The 23,787-nt window shown below is 62.5% G+C and carries 21 protein-coding genes; 12 read left to right on the top strand and 9 right to left on the bottom strand.

What is annotated here, in order from left to right; all coding sequences use genetic code 11:
• Position 1: 1 nt before the first annotated feature.
• The 5 genes from HU760_RS21080 to HU760_RS21060 all read right to left on the bottom strand — a co-directional run bounded on the left by HU760_RS21080 (position 2) and on the right by HU760_RS21060 (position 5,508).
• Positions 2 to 1,234: an aminotransferase class III-fold pyridoxal phosphate-dependent enzyme gene (locus HU760_RS21080; RefSeq protein WP_186673960.1), complete on the bottom strand. Its 1,233-nt coding sequence runs from the start codon at positions 1,232 to 1,234 to the stop codon at positions 2 to 4.
• 14 nt (positions 1,235 to 1,248) lie between these two features.
• Entirely contained in the window at positions 1,249 to 2,658 is a 1,410-nt protein-coding gene (locus tag HU760_RS21075; protein ID WP_186673958.1) for a hypothetical protein, read from the bottom strand.
• Between the two features lie 10 nt (positions 2,659 to 2,668).
• A complete protein-coding gene (locus HU760_RS21070) occupies positions 2,669 to 3,658 on the bottom strand; it encodes an iron-containing redox enzyme family protein (protein ID WP_186673956.1) in 990 nt (329 codons plus the stop codon).
• Between the two features lie 11 nt (positions 3,659 to 3,669).
• The gene (locus HU760_RS21065; RefSeq protein ID WP_186673944.1) at positions 3,670 to 4,647 is read right to left on the bottom strand and encodes an iron-containing redox enzyme family protein; all 978 of its coding nucleotides are present in this window, start codon (positions 4,645 to 4,647) and stop codon (positions 3,670 to 3,672) included.
• A 408-nt stretch (positions 4,648 to 5,055) separates the two neighbouring features.
• Entirely contained in the window at positions 5,056 to 5,508 is a 453-nt protein-coding gene (locus HU760_RS21060) for an Lrp/AsnC family transcriptional regulator (protein ID WP_186673942.1), read from the bottom strand.
• A 112-nt stretch (positions 5,509 to 5,620) separates the two neighbouring features.
• On the opposite strand from HU760_RS21060, the gene HU760_RS21055 reads away from it, so the two are divergent.
• Positions 5,621 to 6,268, top strand: coding sequence for a LysE family translocator (locus tag HU760_RS21055; RefSeq protein ID WP_186673940.1), 648 nt, complete (start codon positions 5,621 to 5,623; stop codon positions 6,266 to 6,268).
• Positions 6,269 to 6,310: 42 nt separating this feature from the next.
• On the opposite strand, the gene chrA is transcribed toward HU760_RS21055, so the two are convergent.
• The gene (gene chrA, locus HU760_RS21050) at positions 6,311 to 7,681 is read right to left on the bottom strand and encodes a chromate efflux transporter (protein ID WP_186673932.1); all 1,371 of its coding nucleotides are present in this window, start codon (positions 7,679 to 7,681) and stop codon (positions 6,311 to 6,313) included.
• Positions 7,682 to 8,012: 331 nt separating this feature from the next.
• Between chrA and HU760_RS21045 the strand changes: the two genes are divergently transcribed.
• Positions 8,013 to 8,453 (top strand): YqaA family protein, encoded by a 441-nt coding sequence (locus tag HU760_RS21045; protein ID WP_186673925.1) that lies wholly within the window; start codon positions 8,013 to 8,015, stop codon positions 8,451 to 8,453.
• 20 nt (positions 8,454 to 8,473) lie between these two features.
• Here the strand turns inward: HU760_RS21045 and HU760_RS21040 are convergent, their stop codons facing one another.
• Positions 8,474 to 10,012: an MFS transporter gene (locus HU760_RS21040; RefSeq protein WP_186673923.1), complete on the bottom strand. Its 1,539-nt coding sequence runs from the start codon at positions 10,010 to 10,012 to the stop codon at positions 8,474 to 8,476.
• A gap of 109 nt (positions 10,013 to 10,121) precedes the next feature.
• Between HU760_RS21040 and HU760_RS21035 the strand changes: the two genes are divergently transcribed.
• The 3 genes from HU760_RS21035 (at position 10,122) to HU760_RS21025 (ending at position 14,021) form a co-directional block, all read left to right on the top strand.
• A complete protein-coding gene (locus tag HU760_RS21035) occupies positions 10,122 to 11,012 on the top strand; it encodes a LysR family transcriptional regulator (protein WP_186673921.1) in 891 nt (296 codons plus the stop codon).
• A 265-nt stretch (positions 11,013 to 11,277) separates the two neighbouring features.
• Complete coding sequence (gene leuA, locus HU760_RS21030; protein WP_186673919.1) at positions 11,278 to 12,978, top strand: 2-isopropylmalate synthase; 1,701 nt, start codon at positions 11,278 to 11,280, stop codon at positions 12,976 to 12,978.
• 113 nt (positions 12,979 to 13,091) lie between these two features.
• On the top strand, positions 13,092 to 14,021 hold the full coding sequence (locus HU760_RS21025) for a malate dehydrogenase (RefSeq protein ID WP_186673917.1): 930 nt from the start codon (positions 13,092 to 13,094) through the stop codon (positions 14,019 to 14,021).
• A gap of 57 nt (positions 14,022 to 14,078) precedes the next feature.
• On the opposite strand, the gene HU760_RS21020 is transcribed toward HU760_RS21025, so the two are convergent.
• Both HU760_RS21020 and HU760_RS21015 read right to left on the bottom strand, forming a co-directional pair.
• A complete protein-coding gene (locus HU760_RS21020) occupies positions 14,079 to 14,900 on the bottom strand; it encodes an amino acid ABC transporter permease (RefSeq protein ID WP_186673915.1) in 822 nt (273 codons plus the stop codon).
• Positions 14,897 to 15,718 carry an ABC transporter substrate-binding protein gene (locus HU760_RS21015; RefSeq protein ID WP_186673913.1) on the bottom strand — a complete coding sequence of 274 codons (822 nt, stop codon included), beginning with the start codon at positions 15,716 to 15,718 and terminating at the stop codon, positions 14,897 to 14,899. The genes HU760_RS21020 and HU760_RS21015 overlap by 4 nt, the downstream gene beginning before the upstream one ends.
• A gap of 119 nt (positions 15,719 to 15,837) precedes the next feature.
• On the opposite strand from HU760_RS21015, the gene HU760_RS21010 reads away from it, so the two are divergent.
• The 7 genes from HU760_RS21010 to HU760_RS20980 all read left to right on the top strand — a co-directional run bounded on the left by HU760_RS21010 (position 15,838) and on the right by HU760_RS20980 (position 23,775).
• A complete protein-coding gene (locus HU760_RS21010) occupies positions 15,838 to 16,722 on the top strand; it encodes a homocysteine S-methyltransferase family protein (RefSeq protein WP_186674050.1) in 885 nt (294 codons plus the stop codon).
• A 170-nt stretch (positions 16,723 to 16,892) separates the two neighbouring features.
• Positions 16,893 to 18,164: a cystathionine gamma-synthase family protein gene (locus HU760_RS21005; RefSeq protein WP_186673911.1), complete on the top strand. Its 1,272-nt coding sequence runs from the start codon at positions 16,893 to 16,895 to the stop codon at positions 18,162 to 18,164.
• A 143-nt stretch (positions 18,165 to 18,307) separates the two neighbouring features.
• Positions 18,308 to 19,747 carry an amino acid permease gene (locus HU760_RS21000; RefSeq protein ID WP_186673909.1) on the top strand — a complete coding sequence of 480 codons (1,440 nt, stop codon included), beginning with the start codon at positions 18,308 to 18,310 and terminating at the stop codon, positions 19,745 to 19,747.
• Positions 19,748 to 19,793: 46 nt separating this feature from the next.
• Positions 19,794 to 20,678, top strand: coding sequence for a LysR substrate-binding domain-containing protein (locus HU760_RS20995; protein ID WP_186673902.1), 885 nt, complete (start codon positions 19,794 to 19,796; stop codon positions 20,676 to 20,678).
• Positions 20,679 to 20,701: 23 nt separating this feature from the next.
• Entirely contained in the window at positions 20,702 to 22,090 is a 1,389-nt protein-coding gene (locus tag HU760_RS20990) for a threonine synthase (RefSeq protein ID WP_186673900.1), read from the top strand.
• Entirely contained in the window at positions 22,087 to 22,524 is a 438-nt protein-coding gene (locus HU760_RS20985; protein WP_186673898.1) for an Lrp/AsnC family transcriptional regulator, read from the top strand. The genes HU760_RS20990 and HU760_RS20985 overlap by 4 nt, the downstream gene beginning before the upstream one ends.
• A gap of 207 nt (positions 22,525 to 22,731) precedes the next feature.
• Positions 22,732 to 23,775, top strand: coding sequence for a homoserine dehydrogenase (locus tag HU760_RS20980; RefSeq protein WP_186673896.1), 1,044 nt, complete (start codon positions 22,732 to 22,734; stop codon positions 23,773 to 23,775).
• Positions 23,776 to 23,787: the final 12 nt, after the last annotated feature.

The following is a 23,787-nucleotide window of genomic DNA, read 5'->3' as shown; positions in this document are numbered from 1 at the left end:
ATCACCCTTGCAAGTCGAGGGTCAGTTCGGAAAACACCTGCAGGAACTCGTCCAGTGAGTCCTGGCTGACGGTCAGCGGCACGATCAGCTTCAGCACAGCGGGATCATGCGAGCAGGTCGTGGTGCAGACCTGATTGAGAAACAGCGAGTGCCACAGGTTGAAGCAGGTCTGTGCATCCCGCGCGCGGATGAAGAAGCAAGCGCCGAGTGCGGTAACCTCCTCGATCACGCCCGGGCAGCTTGCCGCGCAGGCGCGCAGTTGCCCGGCAAAGTGCGTCAATGGGGCCATTGCATTGTCCGCTCGAAGGTACTCGTCGAGCAGGTCCAACACAGCGCTGGCCAGATTCAGCGCCAGGTTGTTGTTGGCGAAGGTGCTGCCGAGGATCTTCTGGCAACCGGGCCGGGCGAACAGCTTGTCGAACAGCGGCGTACGCAGCAGCAATTGGGCACTGGGTATCATGCCCCCGGTCAGCGCCTTGGCCAGCAACAGCACGTCGGGCCGTTCGCGCCAGCCCAGGGCCTGCATTGCCGAATAGGCGCCGCAGCGGCCCAGCCCGGAGAACACCTCGTCGACGATGCTGACTGTGCCGAACTCCCGGCACGCCAGGAGCAAGCGGTCTGCCTCGTCGGCCGCGCAGCAACGGCCACCGCCCATGGCCTGGACAGGCTCGATGAGCAGCGCGGCAATATCTTCACGGGCGACCAACGCCAGTGCCTGGTCGATCTCCTCGAAAAACACCACGTCCAGGTCGGGGCGCAGCGCCTCGAAACCCACGCGATGGGCTGGCTGATCGCTCAGGTGAAGGGTAAAGGCACTGTTGCCATGGAAGCAGCGCTGGCGGACCAGCACCTTGCGCCGCGAGGTGTGGAACAGTGCGGCCTTGACCGCGCCTTCCACCGCTTCGGTGCCCGTGGTCAGAGTACACAACTTCCACGAGCCGGGCAGTTCGATACGCTTGATCAGCCGCTCCGCCAGGGGCGCGGCCCCGGTACAGATACCCAGTGGCGCCCCGGTGGGCAGGTCTTGGCCGAGCAGCGCCACCAGGCGCTGCTGGACCATTTCATGGTTGTGCCCGAGGACCGAAGCGCCGTAGTGCCCGACGAAGTCCAGCCAGCGTTTGTCTTCGTTATCGTACAAGAACTCGCCCTTGGCCCGGATGAATACCGGGGCCTCGCCCAGTTGCTGCAACAGGGCTGCCCAGTGCGGGTTGACCAGTGCCTGGTATCGCTCCATAGCCGTCGTCGGGCTCACAGGAAGTCGTCCATGGCGTAGTTCAGCGGCGGGCGGCGGTTGACGACATGCAGCCGGTGCAGTTCCTCCCAGGCACGGTGGGTCAGCTCCAGCAGCAGGGCGTAGGCCGTGGCGGTCGAGCGCTGTTGTGCCACGCTCAGTTCGCCCACCTCGGACAGCATGATCCGCGAGATGTACTGGTGGGCCAGTTTGTCGTTCAACTGCTCATGCTTGCGCGAAGGGCGGTTGTTGAACAGGGGGGTGCTGCTGAATTCCGCAGACAGGGCGTTGAGCAGGTTTTCCTGGCCTGGCAGCCCTTCGGTGATGGTGGCTGCGGCGAAGTACGACACCACGTCACGGGTCGCAAAATAGGTGTAGAAGTCGCACAACAACTGGGCGAAGGGGGTCGGTAGCGCGGTGTGCAATGCCTCTTCGCTCATGCCCAGCGATTTGCAGGTCTTGAGCTCGTAAAGCTCATGCCCGGCCTCTTCCATGTAGTAGCGGCGTGCGAGCTTCTTCAGCGGCCGGGGCAGCCGCTGGGCGATGGCCGGGCAGATCAGGTCGATGAACCGGTCTGTGATGTAGTACTCCTGGGCGTAGCTCGCGGCGATCAGCGCGTCGCGGCGATCGTTGTCGTTGCTGAACGAGGTGCGGTACTGGCTGCTGCCTTGCTCGGCGAGGAAATCCAGCCCCCAGCGCTCCAGGCGAATGGCCAGGTTGAGGCCCAAGTCCTCGGCATCAACGGCCAGCACGCTCGTGCAGAGCTTATGCGCGCCCGGCTGTTGGCTGCGTACCAGCAACCAGGTCAGTACCGACAGGCATTTGCGCACTTCGCTCACCCAGAACGCGCTGAACTCCACGGTGACTTCGCGCGGCGGCTCGCCCAGCAGCCGCTCAAGCAGCGCGGCGGCTGCGGGCACCGCGGGCGGGCAGATGACCGCCCAGCTCTGCAGGGCTACGCGGGCATAGACCAGATAGACGTTCGAGCTGCTGGCGTACAAGGCGTCGAAAGGGCGCGACGAGGTGTCGGCGATGCAGTCCAGTAATTCACGGGCAGCGTCGCGGTCGGCGAAACGCTGCCCTTGCAAGGCCGACCAGGCCTCTTCAAGGGCCTGCTGCAACAGTTGCTGTTTCTTCACCAGGGTGTGTTCGGGCGCCGACTCCCTGATCAGGCCGGCATCGTCGAGCACCGCGACGATGTCCTGCAACTGCGGGTCGGCGGTTTTCTGCCGCAGCGCCGGCCAATGCTCGCTGTCGTCGCGCATCAGGCCTTTCAATGTCGCGTCGAGCAACGCCATGGATTCGGAAGACAAGGCGAACTCGGAATCCTTTTCGCCGATCTCGACCGTGCCACTGGCCGCGTTCGAATGGAAATAGCCAACGTCGAGGAACGGTTTGCGGTAGCTGCCAATGGACCACTTTTCCATGTCGGGTTCCTCAGCTGAACAAGCGAAGTTTGACGGTCGTCTCGTAGTACGAGCAGATCTGGCTGTCCCAGCGTCCCATCAGTTCGAGCAGAGAACAGGTGTGGACCAGCGTCACTCGGGCTTCCTCGTCCGAGATCGCCGGGAAGTGGCCGAGTAATTCGTTGGTGATGTTGCCGTGGCCTTCGGACTCGTTGACGTTGGAGTGCCCGATGATCGGGCCCCAGAACGCCTTGGGCATGTCCAGGCGCTGGCAGGACTCGATGAACAGCTGGTTGAATTCCGGGTAGGGCTCTTCGAACAGGAACAGCGCGCTGATGAACGACAACAGGTGCTGGCGGGCATACACACCGAGCGAGGAATAGATGGAGAAGGTCGAATCCAGTGGCGCCACCTGGCCGAGCTTGTGCTTGTCGATCCCCACCGCATGCAGCGCATCGGCCAGCAGTGATTCATGGTCATGCTCTTCCAGGAACAGCTTCTTGATCCCCTGATACACCTCAGGGCTGGTGTGGTGCGCCATCGCCGGCGAGATGACTTTCGGCGCCTGCTTGACGATGTGGTAGTACTCGACGGCGAAGCCGATGAGCTGAGCGCGCGTGACACTCTGCTCCTTCATGCGCGTATACAGCGGCGAGTCGCCCTGTTTCCGGTGGAAGCTGGCGATAGTGGCGTTGAGCTTGCGCGTGAATTCCTTGCCTGAAACTACCCCGACTGGTTTGTGGTAGCGGCCTTCTGTCAGCAGGTAGTGCTTGTCCAGGTCGGCGATGAGCGCGGCTATCGATTCCGCCTCGAAGCGCGCCTCATGCTTGCGGTAGAGTTCGTCGGTGCTGAGGCAACCTTCTTTCAGATCGGCCAGCAGTTCTACCAGGCTGGTGTCTTGCGGATCCTCCAGCACCACGCTCTGCAGCCGATAGTCCAGGTGATGGCTGTCACCGACCTGTGTGTGCAGGACGCCCGCCCGGAACTTGGGATAACGAAATCGTTGGCTATGGGTTTGCATGCGGGCGCCCCTTATGGATTGACTGGCCGGAGAAGGGTGTCGGTGGTCGAGTAGAAGTCCCAGACGGCGGAGTGGAAGTTGTCGTACAGCTCGACGAACACATGGGTGTTGGCTTTCATGCTGCGCAACTGGTCCGCTGTGACTACGGGTATTTCGGCGAACAGCTCCCGGGTCAGTACGCCGTGCTCGGCGCCGATGTTGATGTTGGCGTGGGCCAGGATCGGGTCGATGAAGGCTTTGTCGACCTTCCCGCTGGCCTGCATCGCCAGGATGTAGCTGTCGACCTCGATGTCCTTGCCTTCGAGAATGCCCATGGTGGTGAAGAAGAACAGCGGATCGGTCGCGGCCCAATAGGCCAGTGCATTGCACAGGGCGAGGGTCTCCGGCAGCGGCACCGATGCGCGTATCTGCTGCTGGGTGATGCCGAGCGTGCTCAGCGCCTTGAAGATAAGCTCATCGTGTCCGTACTCTTCACCGTAGAACTCATTCATCTTCAACCGGGCTTTTTCCGACGCCACATAATTGAGCACGGGCGAATCGAACCAACTTTCGCGGTAAAGGAAGTTGAAGTTCTCGATGGCCATGCCGTAATAAACATTTACCGGCACTTGCTCCGGCGTCTGCAAGGCGCGCCAGAACTTGTTTGCATAGAGCGTCTTGTGCAGCAACTCCGCCTGCAGGTCCTCGATGACGAGTATGGCTTCATCACCGGTCATGTACCGCTCGCCGGAGTCGACGCGGTAGGCCAGGTTGCTCTCGGCAAGAGCGTTCAGGAATTCCCCCACCTCCTGGCTGGGCAGGGCGCTGTTGAGCGCACAGACTTCATCCAGCGTTCTGGAGCCGTCACATAGCGCGAGCACCTGGTTCCACTGGGCGGTGTCGCCTGTCAAACCGCTTATTTCATGCTCGCTGCCTGAAAACAGAAACGTTTTTACTGCAGGGTCATGACCCTCTTCGAACCGGCCAAATGCGACAAAAGACTCGCTCATCCCAATGCTCCTGGTCGAAAGAAATAGCCGGGCATTACGCCCGGCCAGTGACGCCTTGTTACAGGTGAGCAGCCATCAGGATCGGGCGCTGGTTCTTGGCCTTGATCACGATTTTCTTGCTGGAGGTTTCAACTTTCTTTTCCGATTTGGCAACGGTAGTCGACATAGCTTTATCCCTTCAGTAATGGGTGGTGCCGGTCCGGTCCGATACATGCCGTGCATGCACTTAAACATCGAGATGTCTAAACCCGGCGGAAACTATTCAAACACCCGCTGGAGGAAAAAAAATTGCTTTTTCGAAGCTGCGCTGGCGCCAGGTTTGGAAGATTTTCCCAAAGTGGGTGCTGTTGCTCGGGGCATGTCTGAGGAGCGGCTGCAGGCGGTCAAGTGCGGTAGGGGCTTGGGGCGTCAAGCGGCTGGTGTTCGCCCAGGCCGCTCAAGCGCGCGCGGTGGAATCGGGGTCGACATCACGATGGACGTTCGCGTCTCCCCATAGTGGTTGATCTTTTCAATCAGTCGCTCCAGATCACTCATGCTGGCGGCGACGACCCGGAAGATGTAGGAGTCTGCACCGGTTATGTGGTGACACTCCAAAACTTCCGGTATCGCTTCGAGAACCTTGAGAAACTTCGCCTTGGCCGGCTGGGGCACGGTCATCGCTAACATAGCGCCAACCAGGTAGCCCGCAGCTATCGGGTTGACCCGAGCCGCATAGCCCTCAATCACCCCCTCTTCTTCAAGGCGCTTGACGCGCTCGGTTACCGCTGGCACCGATAGATGCACATGCCGCGCAAGCTCGGTGTAGGTCATGCGGCCATTGCCTTGAAGGCGCTCGAGGATTCTCCAGTCAATATCATCCATATGCCTTAATTCCTTAGGTAGATTTTATTTTTTCCTTGGAAAATCCATTCTGCACAATCGCCGCTGTGCCTACCATTCTCCCGAGATCAATGCGTATCGTCTGGAGCCCCTCATGCTGCTCGCCAAATCTCTGGTTATTGGCTTTTCGATTGCTGCGCCTGTTGGCCCGATTGGACTGCTGTGCGTTCAGCGAAGCCTGAAAAACGGCTTCCGCTCAGGGCTTGCGACCGGGCTAGGGGCGGCCAGCGCAGATACTGTCTATGGGTTTCTCGGAGCGCTGGGCATTACCGGGATAATCCTTTCTGCACCTTCGCTGGCAGTTTTTCTCAAAGTGGTGGGTGGTGCGTTTCTGCTGTGGTTGGCGTGGAGCATTGCCCGAGATGCGCTGAAACCCAGGCAGGCAGCGGCAGTGGCCGCTTCTGCGTCTGTGACGCGCGACTTTCTGACAGCGTTTGGGTTAACCCTGTCAAACCCGATGACCATATTGGCGTTCATCGCCATTTTTGCCGCGCTTGATCCGTTGGCCAGCCAGCGACAGCAGAGCGATAGCGCAATGTGGTTCGCCACCTTCTCGATGCTCACCGGGGTGTTTTTGGGGTCCGCTCTCTGGTGGCTCTGCTTGAGCGGGTTTACCGCAGCACTGCGCAAGAAAATGCCCGTTTCCTTCATGCGCATCATTTCTGCCGTTTCCGCAGTCGCCATCGGCACTTTTGGGTTTGCCCAGGTGTTCACCGAATTGTCGCAGGTCGTTCCTCGTTGAGCAGGTGGCAAGCCTCGAAGGGGCTGTGAATCGCCCCTGGTTTCAAACCCGCACCCAATGCACCACCAGGCCAAGCACGGCACAGCCAACCAGCACCTGAATCACCCCCCGCTTGAAGCGGAACAAGGCGACCGCCGCAGCAAGCGCAATCACTGCCGAAGGCCAGTCGAACGCGCCACCGAACCCTTTCGGCCAAAGCACGTGATAACCAAAGAACATCGCCAGGTTCAGGATCACCCCTACAACCGCCGCCGTAATCCCGGTCAGCGGCGCAGTGAACTTCACTTCGTCATGCGTCGACTCCACCAACGGCCCTCCGCCGAGAATAAACAGGAACGACGGCAGGAACGTAAACCAGGTGACCAGGCTGGCCGCGACCGCACCAGCGAGGAACGGGTGTTCCGCGCCAAACATCGGGTGCACATACCCCCCCACGAAGCCGACAAAGGCCACCACCATGATCAGCGGCCCTGGTGTGGTTTCGCCCAGGGCGAGCCCGTCGATCATCTGCGCCGGTGACAGCCAGCCGTAGTGCCCGACAGCGCCCTGGTAGACATAGGGCAACACAGCGTAGGCCCCGCCAAAGGTCAACAACGCGGCCTTGGTAAAGAACCAGCCCATCTGGGTCAGGGTCGCACCCCAGCCAAACGTCAGGGTCAGCAGCCCCATGGGCAGGCACCACAGCGCAGCACCGACCAGCAGCAGGCGCAGCAGATGGCCCCAGCTGAAACGGGCATGCTCGGGCGTTGGCGTGTCGTCATCGATCAGCGCCGGGCCATAGCTGCTCTTCGCGGCCCCATGGCCACCACCGATCACGAACTTGTCGGGGGCGAAGCGGCCGCCCGCATAGCCGATCAGGGCGGCGGCCAGCACGATCAGCGGGAATGGCACGTTGAGCGCGAAGATGGCCACGAACGAGGCCGCGGCCATGGCCCACAGCCAGCCGTTCTTCAACGCTCGCGAGCCGATCCGGTGGGCCGCGTGAACGACGATGGCGGTGACCGCCGGCTTGATGCCATAGAAGATGCCTGCGACCACCGGCACATCGCCGAAGACGATGTAGACCCACGACAAGCCAATCAGGATGAACAGCGAAGGCAGCACGAACAACGCGCCGGCAATCACGCCGCCCCAGGTGCGATGCATGAGCCAACCGATGTACGTGGCGAGTTGCTGGGCCTCGGGGCCGGGCAGCAGCATGCAGTAGTTAAGCGCGTGCAGAAAGCGCTTTTCGCTGACCCACCGGCGTCGCTCTACCAGCTCCTGATGCATGATCGAAATCTGCCCGGCGGGCCCGCCAAAGCTGATGAAACCCAGCTTGAGCCAGAACAGGAAGGCCTCGAACAAGCTGACCGGCCGCAAGGCTGCGTGCGGCTTTGGCTGTTCGTCCACGGCGGAGGGGGTACCAACCATTTTCGATTTCCTCACTTGCAAAAGCCGTCAGCAGCCTATTGATTGCGCCCGGCAACTGTAGTCAGTCGGTTGTGATTGCCAATGCTTTCTCACAAGCTTGCGAGGATACGCTCGATACTGGGTACCTCGGAAGGTTGGTTATCTTCAGGGCTATCGGTTTGCATGAGGCAGAAGCGACGGCCAGCGATGGTACGTTCTGAACAACAGGTGTCGCGTTGACCCGCTTTCCGAGGGGGGATAGCATCGCCAGCGAAATGTCTCGCTGGTGGGGCCCCCCAAGGCGATCGGTCGGCCCTCAAATTCAAGCTAGTCACCAGGTACCAGTAGCGCTTTGTTCGAACTCACCAGCTACCTCGGGCTGTTCCTGGCCGCGTTTGCAGCGGCGACCTTGTTACCCATGCAATCGGAAGCGGCGCTGGTCGCGATGCTGGTGTCCGGGCATTACCTGCCGGAGGCGCTTGTCGCGGTGGCCACCGTCGGCAACGTGCTTGGCTCAGTGGCGAACTGGGTGCTTGGCCGGGGTATCGAACATTTCCGCCACAAGCGCTGGTTCCCGGTCAGCGAGGCCAAACTGGAGAAGGCGCAGGCCATTTACCGGCGCTATGGGTTCTGGTCATTGCTACTGAGTTGGGTGCCCCTCATAGGCGATCCGATCACCTTGGTGGCCGGAGTCATGCGCGAACCGTTCTGGCGTCTCTTGCTGCTGGTCACCCTGGCCAAGGGGGGACGCTATGTGCTGCTGGCGCTTGTGGTTCTTGGCGGCATGGCATGACGGCAGAGCGGCTCCCGTGCTCAGCCCCGTGCCGAATCGGAGGCTGGCAGGCTGTTTCGAGGCGTATTGGCACGCCCGGCCTCATTGTCTCGACCGAGCAAGAAGAACGCCGCCCCCGCCGACAATACGGTGAAGCCGATCAGGACCACCATCAAGGCGCTGAAGCCTTCCACATACGCGGTCTTGAGCAGCAACGGATCGATGCCCTGGACCTGGCTCAGGTCGCCCATCACCAGGCGCTGCGCCAGTTCGCGGTAGTTGCCCGCAGGCAGCACGCGCCCGAGACCGTTGCCGACCAAGGCGCTGAGCAGAGCGATGGTGATCGCCAGGGCGACGCCCTCGCCCGCCACCCGGGTGGTGTTGAAGATACCGGCGGCCATGCCCGCCTGCTCCTTGGGAATCACGCTGACCGCCAGCCCGTCCATCAACCCCCAGGGGAAGCCGGTGCCGATACCAATCACCAGCATTGCCAGCACCAGTTGCTGGTGATCGCCTATGGCGGTATTGGCCAACATACACAACCCCGCGGCCGCCGTCAGGAAGCCTGCGGCCGACAGCATGCCGGCACTTACCCAGCGGGTCAGCCAGGCGGCCAGCAACGGGACCACCAGCATCGGCGCCGACAGCGCCAGCAGGATCAGGCCGCAGCGCAGCGGGGCGATGCCTTCCACGCCGATCAGGCGAAACGGCAACAGTACGACCAGCACGATATAGCAGTAACAGGTGCCGATCGGCAGCATCTGCACCCCGACGAAGCGCGGGTATTTCAGCAGGCCCAGCGCGAGCATCGGCTGCCTGGCGCGCAGTTCGATCATCACGAACGCCAGCAGGCTCAGCGCCGCGCCGCCGAAAAGGCCCAGGATCAGCGGCGAACGCCAGCCGGCCTGGGGGCCCAGGATGATCGCAGTGGTGGACAGCGCGAGCATACTCGAGAAGCCAAGCACTCCGGGCAGGTCGAGTTCATGCGCTGCGGGGTTACGGCTTTCGCGCATCCGTGCCAACGCCGCCAGCAGCGAGATCGCCGCAAGGATCGCGCTGCTGACGAAGATCGAGCGCCAGCCGAACTGCTCGATCAACAGGCCGCTGAGCATCGGCCCGAACGCCAGGCCCAGGCCGAACGTGGTGCCCAGCAGGCTGAACGCGCGTGTGCGGGCCAGGCCCTCGAACTCCTGGGCCAAGGCGGCGGAACCGCTGGCCAGGGCAGCGGCGGCGGCAACTCCCTGTACCGCCCGCAGGGCATCTAGCCAGACGATGTTGGAGACGTTCGCCAGCAGGATGCTGACGAAACCGAACAGGGCCAGGCCCAGGGTGAACAGGCGCTTTCGCCCATAAAGGTCCGACAGGCTCCCGGCCGCCATCAGCAGGCTGCCGAAGCTGAGCATGAAGGCGTTGGTGATCCACGTGAGCGCGGCTGGATCGGCATCGAAGGCCTTACCGATGGCAGGCGTGGCCACGGCCCCGCCGGTGAAGCTCAGCGGTAGCACCAGGGCAGCCAGGCAGATGGCAATCAGAACGTAATAACGGTCCGTGTGCGGAGTGTGGTCGGTAGCCCGGTCCATTGTGCTGTCCCTTCTGTCGTAGCATCGTGTGCGTTAAATCTAGAATGGCCACAATGTTGAATAAACAGGCTGGAACTCCACTCATAATGGACATAAAGGATGTAATGCCATGGAAAGCCTGAACGGCATCCTCGCCTTCGTAAAAACTGCCGAGTCGCTGAGTTTCGTCAACGCAGCGAGGGCGATGGGCATTTCCGCATCGGCGGTCGGCAAGAACGTTGCCCGCCTGGAGGCTTCCTTGAACGTGCGGCTGTTCCAGCGCAGCACGCGCAAGGTCAGCCTGACGGCCGAAGGCCAGCTGTTCTACGAGCGCTGCCGACGCATCCTCGACGACCTCCAGGAGGCCGAGGCCATGCTGTGCCATGCGATACAGGCGCCGCGTGGTCGCCTGCGGGTCAGCCTGCCGACCATCGGCTACCGTTTTCTGCTGCCACTGATGCCGGCGTTTCGCGAGGCGTACCCGGAGATCGAGCTGGAGATGGACTTCAACGACCATCTGGTCGACCTGATCGACGATGGCTTCGATGTGGTGATCCGTAGTGGTGCGCTCGCCGATTCAAGACTGATGTCACGCAAGCTCGGGCCGTTCCGCTTCGTCCTCTGCGCAGCGCCCGCTTACCTGGCACGCAAGGGGCGCCCGCAGACGCTAGCCGACCTGGAGCGTCACGATTGCCTGCGCTATCGCTTCGTCACCACCGGCAAGATCATGGACTGGAGCCTCAGCACCGATCCCGAGTTCACCCAACTGCGCCTACCGACGGTACTGACGCTGAACAACATGGAGGCGGTGCTGATGGCCGCGGTGGATGGCCATGGCATCGCTTACATGCCGGACTTTCTGGTACGTGAATCGGTGAGGGCTGGCGCAGTGGAAAGCCTGCTTGATGCCCACACCTCCGACCAGGGCCAGTTCTGGGCGCTGTGGCCATCGAGCCGCCACCTGTCGCCGAAGATCCGCGTATTCGTCGACTTCATCGCCGAGCGTCTGTGCAAGGCATAGCCCGGTGCAGCGGATTGGCCTGTGCCCACTGCTCGGCAGTCGTCACCTACCGTTCTGGCAGCAACTCAATGGCTTTGCGTTGGTTGTCGCAAATAATCACCAATAAATTAATTATTCGTGCAATGTTCAATTGCATGAATCGCTATTGCGAAGAAAAACGCAATCCCGGGCAACATCATTCGGCATAAATTGGATCCAATATCTGAGTTTGGTCGTCGTCTCGTCGGCGGCCATCACGATCCGCGCAGCCAAGGAGAACGCCGCCATGATGTTGAAGGACCCTTCCACCAAGTACCGCCATTTCGCCACCGTGGATCTCCCGGACCGCACATGGCCGGGCAGGGTACAAAAAGTGGCGCCCACTTGGTGCAGTGTCGATATGCGAGACGGCAACCAGGCGCTGATAGAGCCGATGAATGCCGAGCGCAAACGCCGCTTCTTCGATCTTTTGGTCAAGGTAGGCTTCAAGCAGATCGAAGTAGGCTTCCCGGCGGCCTCGCAGACCGACTTCGATTACCTGCGCGAGTTGATCGAAAGCGGTGCAATCCCTGACGACGTCACCATCCAGGTCATGACCCAGGCCCGTACCCACCTGATCGAACGTACCTTCGAAGCGCTCAAGGGCGTGCCGCGGGCGATCGTGCATGTCTACAATGCCACCGCTCCGGTATTCCGCGAGGTCGTGTTCGGTGTCGATCGCGCCGGGTGCATCGGTATCGCCACCCAGGCCACCCGCGAGATCAAGGCGCTGATGCAGGCCAACCCGCAAACTCAGTGGACCTATCAGTATTCGCCGGAAACCTTCTGTTTCACCGAGCTGGATTTCGGCCTGGAAATCTGTGAAGCGGTCATCGACGAGTTTCAGCCAACACCGTGCAACAAGATGATCCTCAACCTGCCCACTACCGTCGAGGTCGCCACCGCCAATGTGTTCGCCGATCAGATCGAGTGGTTCTGCCGCCACGTGAAAAAACGCGACAGCGTGATCATCAGCGTGCACCCGCATAATGACCGTGGCACCGGGGTCGCTACCGCCGAACAGGCCTGCCTGGCGGGCGCCGAACGGGTCGAAGGGACGTTGTTCGGTAACGGTGAGCGCACCGGTAACGTCGATATCCTGACCTTGGCCATGAACCTGTATACCAGCGGTATCAGCCCCGAGCTGGACTTTTCGGACATCATCCATGTCCAGCGCGAAGTCGAGTATTGCAACCAGCTGCCCACCCATCCGCGTCATCCCTACGCCGGTGAACTGGTTTTCACCGCCTTCTCCGGGTCCCACCAGGACGCCATCAAGAAGGGCTTTGCCCGTCGACGTGACAACCCTGACGGCTACTGGGAAATTCCCTACCTGCCGATCGATCCGGCCGATATGGGGCGCAACTACGAGGCCGTGATCCGCGTCAACAGCCAGTCTGGCAAAGGTGGGGTCGCTTACTTGCTGGAGCAGCAGGGCATCGTGCTGCCGCGTCGCCTGCAAATGGAATTCAGCGGCCTGGTTCAGCGCGTCGCCGACGCCAAGGGCCAGGAAGTGACCAGCGAGATGATCCTGTCCAGCTTTACCAATGACTATCTGCAGCGGGGCAAACCCTACACGCTGACCCAGCCTGTGATCACCACTGGCGATGCTGGCACCTGCATCAGTGCGCAACTGGCATTCGAGGGTGGGCGGGTGACGCTCGCCGGCAAAGGTAACGGGCCGCTGGCCGGGTTGGCCAATGCATTTGCCGCACAGGGGCTGAGTTTCGACATTGCCGACTACCACGAGCATGCGGTGCGTGATGGTGCCGAGGCCGAAGCCATTGCCTACGTGGAAATTCGCGTCCACGGCCAGTTGCTGTTTGGCGTCGGCAGGGACAACAGCAGTTTGCAGGCCTCGCTGCAGGCGGTGGTCAGCGCCGTGTGCAGGGCGACTCGCCAGGGGCTGCTGGAGCCGATAGGGGACGCGGTTGCGGTCCTCAACTGAGTACGCAACGGGCAACATGATCGTCGGCTGATGTGGCCTTTTTGCCTCAACCGGCAATACTCCTTCTATACGCAGGCGTGTTCCTGGTGGCGCGCGCCGCTGGGAGGTGTCAGGTGAACAAACTGTCAATCGTAGGCGCCGGCATTGTCGGCGAGGCGGCGGCCCAGATCATTGCCCGCGACGAGTTGTGCCGTGAACTGGTGCTGATGGACGTGCAGGGTGACATGGCCAAGGGCAAGGCGCTGGACGTGTGGCAAGCTGCAGTCGAAGCTGGTTCCGATACCCGTGTGCATGGCGGCGGCAACGCCGAATTGCTGCAGGGTTCCGAGCTGGTGGTGATCACCGCAGGCGTGCCGCGCAAGCCGGGCCAGTCGCGTCAGGATGTACTCGCTACCAACCTGCCCATCCTCGACGGCATCATGGCCGGCATCGAGCAACATGCGCCGGCTGCCACAGTGCTGGTAGTGTCCAATCCGGTCGATGTGCTCACCTACCGCGCCTGGAGCCTCAGCGGGCAGGGGCGCAACAAGGTGTTCGGCCAGGCAGGGGTGCTGGATACCGCGCGGATGAAATGTTTCATCGCCGAACAGACCGGTTTCTCCGCCCGTGATATCACCGCGTTGGTGCTGGGCGGGCATGGCGACAGCATGGTGCCGCTGATGCGCTACTGCCAGATCGGTTCGGTGCCGTTGTCGCACTTCCTGTCCAGTGAGCAGATCGAGCAGATCGTCGAGCGCACGCGCAAAGGTGGCGGCGAGATCCTTGGCTTGAAGAAGCTGGGCAGCGCCTGCGATGCGCCGGGCGTGGCCATTGCGCAGATGGTGGATGCGATCGCCAACGGGCGCAACCGCATCTTGCCGGCGGTGGCAATTCTGGAGGGCGAGTATGGGCGCAAGGATATTGCCATGGGCGTGCCTTGCGTATTGGCCGATGAGGGGCTGGCGCAGGTTATCGAGTTGCCGCTGGATGCGCAGGAACAGGCAATGTTCGACCAGTCGGCCGATCAGGTGGCGCGGGATATCGCCGAAATGAAAGCGCTGTGACTGTGTGGGAGCGGGCATGCCCGCTCCCACAGGGACCCTGCCTGCTGAGCCTGGCCCTTAGCGCTGATACGCCCGGCCAAAATGCCGCTCCAGCCGCGCCTGCACCAGCTCCAGCAGGATCGACAGCACCCAGTAGATCACTGCTGCCGTGGTCAGCATCTCCAGGTAGCGGTAGCTCGAGCGCCCGTACGACTGCGCCAGGAACATCACCTCCCAGACACCCATCACCGAGATCAGCGACGAGTCCTTGAGCATCGAGATGAACTGGTTGGCCGTCGGCGGAATGATCACGCGCATGGCCTGGGGCAGGACGATGTGCCAGAAGATCTGCGGCGTGCGCATGCCCAGCGCCAGCGCCGCTTCACGCTGCCCGCGGGCGACGCCGAGGATGCCGGCGCGGAAGATCTCGCTCAGGTAGGCCCCATAGTTCAGCGACAAGGCGATGATGCCGGCACTGATGGCGCCCGGCACCAGGCCCAGCTGTGGCAGCCCCAGGTAGATCAGCAGGATCTGGATCAGCAGCGGTGTCCCGCGAAAGAACGAGGTGTAGAAGCTGGCGATGCCCACCAGCACCGCACTGGTCGACAAGCGCGCCAACGCGGCGGCAAAGCCGAACAGTACCGACACCACCATCGAACACAGGCACAGGAACAGGGTCAGCGCCGCACCCTGCAGAAAACCGTTGGGCCCGAGCTTGAAACCGGCGAGGTTCGGGAACTTCTCCAGGATGATCGAGAACTTCAGGTCGAAGCTGAGAAAAAATGCGACGAACAGGCCGAACAGCGCCAGCCAGGTCAGCAGCAACCGGGTGCGAAAGCCGAACAGGCCGGCACCCGTGGCTTTCACCACGGGTTTGAGGGACGGGGGAAAGGTGCTCATTTGCTGATATCGGCGCCGATCCATTTCTGCGACAGCTTGGCCAGGGTGCCATCAGCCTTCAGCTCGGCAAATACCTGACGCACCTTGGCATCCCACTCGGGGTCGCCTTTTTCGATGGCTACCGAGTTCGGCTCTTCATACAGCGGGGCGCCGGCCAGCTTGAAGCGCTTGTCCTGGTCCAGGCGCGGCTGCGCCGTCACCAGATTGGTGAGGATGGCGTCCAGGCGCACACCGGCACCCAGGCCCAGGTCCTGGAAGGCGACGTTGTCGGTGTCGTACGGCGCGATCTGCACGAAGTCGAAGGGGTAGTCGATCTTCTGCTCTTCCTTGCCTTCTATCACCAGGTTCTTGTTCAGGTAGCTCTCGTAGCTCGATGCACTGGTCAGACCAACCTTGCGACCGTCCAGGTCTTTCGCCCCATGGATGCGTTCATCCTTGGCGTTGACCACGATCACCGCAGGCGATGCGTAGTACTCCACCGGGAAGTCGAACACCTCGGCGCGGGCCTTGCTCGGGGTCATCGAGCAGATGCAGATGTCATAGCGGCCACTCCAGCGGCCAGCGGCGATCACGTCCCACGACGGGGTTTCCAGGCGCAGCTTGACGCCCAGCTTGTCTGCCACGGCCTTGGCCACATCCACGTCGAAACCAGCCAGCTGGTTCTGCTCGTTGACGAAGGAAAACGGCGGGTAGCTTTCCATCAGCACGTTGACCAGTTCCTTGCGCGATTCAACCCGCTCCAGCGTGGCGCCAGCAAAGGCCTGGGAAGCAGTAGCGAGCAGCACGAGGCCCGCACCGAGCACAGTAGAAAATCGCATGCACATAACCTGAAATGTTGGCCAATTGGGAGAAAGCGTATTTAATAGTTATAAATGAAACTCACATAATGAATTTAATTCATAAGAACCTGCAGAGTAGTTATATGAAACAGCGAGCGATGGTGATTCTCGACGGTGGCATGGGCCGTGAACTGCAGCGCAGTGGGGCGCCGTTTCGCCAGCCCGAATGGTCGGCCCTGGCGCTGAGCGAGGCGCCCGAAGCGGTGGTCGGCGTACATGCCTCGTTCATCGCCGCCGGTGCCCAGGTCATTACCAGCAACAGTTATGCGGTGGTGCCTTTCCACATTGGCGAGGAGCGTTTTGCCAAGGAAGGGCGCCAGCTGGCCAATATCGCGGGGCAGCTGGCGCGGCACGCAGCCGATGTCGCTGCGCACCCGGTCAAGGTCGCGGGCTCGTTGCCGCCGCTGTTCGGCTCCTACCGCCCGGACCTGTTCCAGCCCGAGCGCGTCGCGGAAGTGCTGTCGCCGCTGTTGCAGGGCCTGGCTCCGCACGTCGACCTGTGGCTGGCAGAAACCCAGAGCTCGGTGGCCGAAGTACGGGCCATCCATGCCCACCTGCCGGAAGACGGCAAGCCGTTCTGGGTGTCTTTCACCCTGCAGGACGAAGAAGTGGACGACACCCCGCGCCTGCGTTCCGGCGAGCCGGTGGCCGATGCCATCGAAGCCGTGGTCGGTATGGGTGTGGCGGCCGTGCTGTTCAACTGCAGCCAGCCCGAGGTCATCGGTGCTGCGGTGGATGTGGCGCGCTCGGTGATCGAGCGACACAACGCTGACGTTGCCATCGGCGCCTATGCCAACGCCTTCCCGCCGCAGTCGAAGGAAGCCACCGCCAATGATGGCCTGGATGAGCTGCGCGAAGACCTCGATCCGCCGGGTTACCTGGCATGGGCCGCTGACTGGCGCAAGCGGGGTGCGAGCATGATCGGTGGCTGCTGTGGCATCGGCCCGGAGCACATTGCCGAGCTGAAACACAATCTGTCGTGAAGCCATAAGGGGGCAGGGTGGCTGCCGTACCGCCCGGTCCCCCAGCCATTAAAAAAAACGCCAGTCAGACCCGGATTCCATCGTTTTTCAGTCTCCCGCCATGTCCCTATAGTCCGCTGAAAGCCGATGCTCGATCGGCATACACAACTCAGCCGTGCGGAAAACCGGATATGAACAACAACGAAAAATTCGAGGGCAGTGCAGCGGCCGGTGTCGGTACGCGCGTGGTGTGGGGCGGGGAGCAAGTGCAGCACCCGTACAACGCCACCCAGACCCCGATCGTGGTCAGCGCCGCCTACGGCTACAACGATATCGACGCCTGGTACGACGTGGCCCTGGGCAAGCTGCCGGGCTACATCTACAGCCGCATGAGCAACCCGACGGTCGCCACCCTGGAAGCCAAGCTGTGCGAGCTGGAGCAGGCCGAGTCGGCAGTGGCGTTCAGCAGTGGCATGGCGGCCATCAGCGCGGTGCTGCATACCTTCCTCTGCACCGGCAAGCGCGTGGTGTCGACCCGCGACAGCTACGGTGGCACCAACAAGATCTTCGAAGAGTTCCTGCCGCGCATGGGCGTGCAGGTGTGCCTGTGCGATACCCTCGATACCGAGGTGCTGGAGCGCGAAATCGCCGCGGGCTGCGACCTGCTGTACCTGGAAACCCCTACCAACCCGACCTTGAAGGTACTGGACATCCAGCGCCTGTGTGCGGCCGCCCGGCAGGTAGGTGCGGTGGTGGTGGCCGACAACACCTTCGCCACCCCGCTGAACCAGAACCCGCTGGCCCTGGGCGTGGATGTGGTGGTGCACAGCGCCACCAAATTCCTCTCCGGGCACGGTGACGTGCTGGGCGGGGTGGTTTGCGGTGCCGAGCCACTGATGGCGCAGGTACGTCACTACCGTGAGATCAACGGTGCGGCGCTGGACCCGTTTTCCGCCTACCTGATCATCCGCGGTATCAAGACCCTGGCTTTGCGCCTGCGGCAGCAACAGGCCAGTGCCCAGGCCCTGGCCCAGTACCTGAGCAGCGAACCGCTGGTCGAAGCGGTCAATTACCCGGGGTTGCCCGAGCACCCGGGCCATGCGATTGCCAAGGCCCAGATGCGCGGCTTCGGAGCCATTGTCAGCTTCGTGCTCAAGGGCGGCATGCCCACCGTGGCGCGGCTGCTGCCGCGCCTGAAGTATGCCCATCGGGCAGGCAACCTGGGCGCGGTGGAAACCATCTATGGCCCGGCGCGCACCACCAGCCATGTGGAAAACACCCTCGAAGAACGCTTGGCCCTGGGCATCTCCGAAGGGCTGGTGCGTATTTCGGTGGGCATCGAAGACACCGAGGACCTGCTGGCAGACCTGGCACAGGCTTGTGCATCGGTGCGCCAGGAGTTGGCCGCAGCAAAGGAATTGCACGGTGACGCGTACGCCGGCCTGGCCGAAGTACAGGCCTGAGGCAGGCGCGTGGCACCCGTTCCTTGCGGTGGGTGCCAGTTCATGAAGTCGAACAAAAACAATATGCAAGGCAATTCGCTTCGCTCTGCCAAGACGAGGTCGTTGCAACGTCCTTGCCCGCCAACTTTCATGAGAAAACCACAATGTCCCTGCAGACAACTACAACGAGAAATGCTTCTGCGCATGGCTTCAAGCAGGATATGCAAACCCGCCATATCGTCATGCTGGCGCTGGGCGGTGTCATCGGTACCGGCCTGTTCCTGACCTCGGGCTACACGGTCAACCAGGCGGGGCCCCTGGGTGCGGTCATCGCCTATATCCTCGGCGCGATCATGGTCTACCTGGTGATGATGTGCCTGGGCGAACTGGCGGTGCACATGCCCGAGGTCGGCTCGTTCAGCAGTTATGCCACGCGCTACATCGGGCCGGGTACAGGCTACATGGTGGCCTGGATGTACTGGCTGACCTGGACCGTGGCCATCGGCTCGGAATTCACCGCCGCCGGTATCCTCATGGTGCGCTGGTTCCCCGAAACGCCTGTGTGGCTATGGAGTGCCCTGTTCGGCCTGGCGGTGTTCATCAGCAATATCATTTCGGTGCGCTCGTTTGCCGAAACCGAATTCTGGTTGTCATTGATCAAGGTGCTGGCCGTGGTTGCCTTCCTGGTGGCAGGTGGTGGAGCGATCCTCGGCGTCTTCGAAATCACTCAGGCCCACAGTGTCGGGCTGGGCAACTTCACCCGCGAAGGGCTGTTCCCCACCGGCTTCTGGTCGATTGCCATGACCCTGCTGGCGGTGGCCTTCGCCTTCTCGGGCACCGAGCTGATCGGCATTGCCGCCGGCGAAACCCGCGACCCGGAAAAGAACGTACCCAAGGCCATCCGCACCACGGTGCTGCGCCTGGCGCTGTTCTTCGTCGGCACCATTTTCGTCCTCGCCACCTTGTTGCCGCGTGAGCAGGCCGGCGTGGTGGAAAGCCCGTTCGTGATGGCCTTTGAAATGATCGGCATCCCCTACGCGGCGGACATCATGAACTTCGTCATCATCACTGCACTGCTGTCTGCAGCCAACTCCGGGCTCTATGCCGCTGCACGCATGCTCTGGACCCTCAGCGACCAAGGCAACATGCCACGCCGCTATGCCGCGCTGTCCCGCCGCGGCACGCCGTTCAATGCCATCGTCCTGAGCATGGCCGGTGGCATGGCTTCGCTGCTCAGCAGTGTGTTCGCGCCCGACACCATCTACCTGGCGCTGGTGTCCATTTCCGGGCTGGCAGTGGTGGTGGTGTGGATCAGCATCGCAGCCAGCCAGATGGCCTTCCGTCGTCATTACCTGGCCAATGGCGGCAAGCTCGAAGACCTGAAGTTCCGCGTGCGCGGCTACCCGTTCGTGCCACTGGCGGCGATCTTCTGCTGCGTACTGGCCTGCGTCGGCATCGCCTTCGACCCGGCCCAGCGCGTGGCCCTGTACTTTGGCTTGCCGTTCATCGCCTGGTGTTACCTGGCGTACTGGCTGACCTGCAAGTACCGCGCGCAGCGTTCGCTGCCGCTGCAGGCCGTGACGCCAGGTTCCGAGGCTGCCTGAGCAGAGTGATACTAGGCCACCGGAACGTTGCCACGAGAAACCGCCGATGACCCAGAAAACCCTGCCCCCCTTGAACTGGCTGAGAGCCTTCGAAGTGTCGGCGCGTTACCTGAACTTCACCCATGCCGCAGAAGAGCTGCACCTCACCCAGGGCGCCGTGAGCCAGCAGATACGGCATCTGGAAGGCCAGCTGGGGGTGGCGTTGTTCAAGCGTCTGCCCCGGGGGCTGGGTTTGACCGAAGAAGGGCAGTCCTACTTGCCGGTGGTGCAGGACGCGATCAGCCGCCTGGCGGTGGGCACCAATGAAATCTTCGGGCAACGCCAGCGGCGGCCCCTGAAGGTGCGCGGCAGCCTGTCGTTCCTGCACTTCTGGCTGGCCCCGCGGCTGGCCGATTTCCGCCGTGCCCACCCGCAGGTGGATATCCGTTACATCAGCAACCTGTGGGTCAAGGAGCTGGATGCCGAAGACGACCTGGAAATCCGCTGGGGCAGCGGCCAGTGGACTGGTGTGGAGGCACAGCGCCTGACCCGCGACCTGCTGGTGCCGGTCTGCTCGCCTGCGCTGATCGCAGGCTCCCCGTTGCGCGAGCCGCGCGACCTGGCCCATGTGCCGTTGTTGCATGTGCTGGGTTACGAGGAGGGCTGGGGCTACTGGCTGGAGCGGGTTGGCGCCGATCAGGTCGATTCCTCCAGCGGCCTGCAGTTCGACACGTTGGTGTCAACCTTGCGTATGGCGGAGTTGGGGCTTGGGGTGGCGCTGGCGCGTTCCTCGCTGGTCGAAGACTTGTTGCAGGAAGGGCGGCTGGTAGCGCCTTTTACCCAGCGTATCGAGGCCAGCGAGTCGTTCTACCTGGTGCGCGGCCTGGGTGAGGCGTTGTCCAGCGATGCCCAGGCCTTCAGCCACTGGCTGGTGGCGATGGCTCACCGTTAATTCAATACAAACCTGGAGCACCGATGCAGTACACATCCACGCGCGGCAACGAGATACGAGTTGATTTCCGCACGGCGCTGCTTTCCGGGCTGGCCGCCGATGGCGGGCTGTACGTGCCGACTGCGGTGCCGATATTCAGCCAGCAGGAAATCGCCAGCTGGTCCTGGCTGCCGTTCGATGAACTGGCCTGGCGGGTGATGGCACCGTTTGTCGGCGATACCCTCGATGAGCCGACCCTCAGGGCGCTGGTCAGCGACAGCTATCGCGGGTTCAGGCACCGTGGCATCGCGCCGTTGCAGCAGATTGGCCATAACGAATGGATCCTGCAGCTGTTTCACGGGCCGACCCGCTCCTCCAAGGACTTTGCCGCGCAGTTGCAGGCGCGGCTCATCCGTCATTTCCTCGGCGCCGATTGCGAGCGGGTGATGCTAGTCGGTGCCAGCAACGGCGATACCGCGGTGGCGGCCATCGACGCCTTGCGTCATTGCCCGACGGCACGCCTGCTGGCGCTGTACCCCAACGCCGGTACGCCGCCCGATCGGGCCGCGGTGATGCGCAGTGCCGCGGGCGAAAGCGTCAGTTGCGTGGCCGTGGCCGGCAGCTTCGATGACTGCCAGTCGCTGGTTTCGGCGCTGCTGCGCGCATGGCCGTGCCCCGAGCTGATTCCGGTCAGCTTCAATTCGACCAACTGGGTCGGCGTGCTGGCGCAGATCGTGTTCTATTTCCACGCGGCGCTGCAGTTGGGCGGGGGAATCCGGCCGGTCGGTTTCAGCATTCCCACCGCCAGTTTTGCCGAGATCTACGCGGGCTTCATCGCCCAGAAGATGGGCCTGCCGATCAACCAGATCATTGTCTCCACCAACCGCAACGATGCCTTGCACCGGTTCATCCATTGCAACCGCTACAGCCGTGGCTCAACCAGCCAGACCTTGTCGCCGGTCATGGACTTCTCGCTGTTCTCCAACCTGGAGCGCTTCGTCTGGGAGCTATACGACCGCGACGGCGGGGCGACCAGGGCGCTGATGGAGCACTTCGAGGATTGCGGTGAGCTGAGCATCGGCAACCGCCAGTGGCTGCACGCGCGCATGCTGTTCGACTCGTACGCCGTGGACGACGCGCTGATCCGCGAGGAAATCGTCACGCTGTTCCAGGAAACCGGCACTGCGGTAGACCCGCATGCGGCAACCGGGGCATTCGCCGGGCGCCTGCACCGGCGCAACATTGGCGCGCCGATCGTCACGCTGGGGCAGTTTGCCCCGGAAAAGTCCGCCGCGCTGCTAGCGGAACTTGGGGCCTGGCACGGCGAGGTGCCAGCCAGCGGCGCTGGCGCTGCAGGCAGCGGGCCGCTGCTCGCGCCCGAGGACCTGGCGGGGGTTCATGAACTGCTGGCCCAGTTGCAGGCAAGACGATGAAGCGCATTCTCGACCCCCTCGACGAGCGCATTCTCGCCGAACTCACCGCCAATGCGCGCATTGCCCATGCCGAGCTGGGGCTGAAAGTGAACCTGTCGCGCAACGCGGTTCGCCAGCGCATCGAGCGCCTGGAGCGTGACGGGGCCATCCAGGGCTACACCTTGCGCATTGGCGAAGGACGACGGCCGACCTCGTTGATCAACGCGGTGATCTTCGTCTACCGCTACGACCGCATGCGCGGTGAAGCGGTGCTCGATGCCCTGCGCCAGATCCCCGAGGTGATCCAGTGCGAGGTGCTCAGCGGCGAATTCGACCTGCAGCTGCGCGTCGAGGCCTCCAGCCCGGAGCGGGTGCATCATGTATGGAAGGAAATTGCTGCCATGCCCGGGGTCGAGAACACGGTGACGTCGTTCGTCCTGGCCACGGTGATCTGAACCGCGTCTTTGCCCTCGACAACCCTCGATACAACAACGCCGCCTGGGCTTGCGCCCTGGCGGCGTTGTGCATTCCTGGGGCGCTCGGATGTGGTTTGGGCACTGGCCAGATTGGCCAATAAATACAGCGGATTGCCATATTCAACTGGCACTGCCCGGCTCATAGGCTTGTCCTCATCGACCCATCGCCTGGAAAGGACAGCAAACATGACCGAATACAAGATCGCACTCGTTGGCTTTGGCGGCGTGAACCGTGCCCTGGCCCAACTGATCGCCGAGCGCAACGCGCGCTGGCAGCAAGAACTGGGCTTTGCCCTGAAGATCGTCGGTGTCACCGACCTGTTCCTCGGCTCGGTGATCGACCGCGATGGCCTGGATGCCGCCAAGCTGGCGGCCTTGCCTGCTGAAAAGGGCGCCCTGGCGCAGTTCCCTCAGGGTTCGGCAGAGGCATTCAACGAAGCGGTGATCAAGCAGTCCGGCGCCGACATCATCGCCGAAGCTACCTTCACCAACCCCAAGGATGGCGAGCCGGCGGCGACCTTCTGCCGCTGGGCACTGGAAGCGGGCAAGCACGTGGTCACCACCAACAAGGGGCCAGTCGCCTTGCATGCCCAGGCGCTGAAAGCCCTGGCCAAGGCCAACGGCGTGTCGTTCGAATACGAAGGCGCGGTGATGAGCGGTACTCCCGTGCTGCGCATGGCTCGTCAGACGTTGGCTGGCGCAGGCCTGGTCGGCTTCGAGGGCATTCTCAACGGTACTTCGAACTATGTACTGACGCGCATGGAAGAGGGGCTTGGCTTTGCCGATGCGGTGGCGCAGGCCCAGGCGCTTGGCTACGCCGAGGCAGACCCGACGGCCGATGTCGAAGGGCATGACGTGCGCCTGAAAGTGGTCATCCTTGCCAACGAACTGCTCGGTGCCTGCCTGCAGGTGAATGATGTCGCTTGCAGCGGCATCAGCCGCCTCGACAGCGCGGCTATCCAGCAAGCGCAAGCGGCCGGCCAACGCTGGAAGCTGATCGGCAGCGCCAGCCGGGAAGCCGATGGCTCGGTGCGTGCCAGCGTCGAAGCGCGCCTGTTGCCTGGCAACCACCCCCTGGCCGGCATCAGCGGCGCGACCAATGCGGTGGCGTTCGACACCGAGTTGCTGGGCGCCGTGACCGTGTCCGGCCCGGGTGCGGGGCGTGTCGAAACGGCCTTTGCCCTGTTGTCGGATATCGTCGCCATCCACACCGCTGGCCGTTCGGCCTGAGGAGCTACGTTC

The organism is Pseudomonas oryzicola (genome assembly GCF_014269185.2).
GTDB classification, from domain to species: Bacteria; Pseudomonadota; Gammaproteobacteria; order Pseudomonadales; family Pseudomonadaceae; genus Aquipseudomonas; species Aquipseudomonas oryzicola.
Note: the sequence above shows the minus strand (reverse complement) of the source record. Positions and strands in the feature narration are given on the sequence as shown.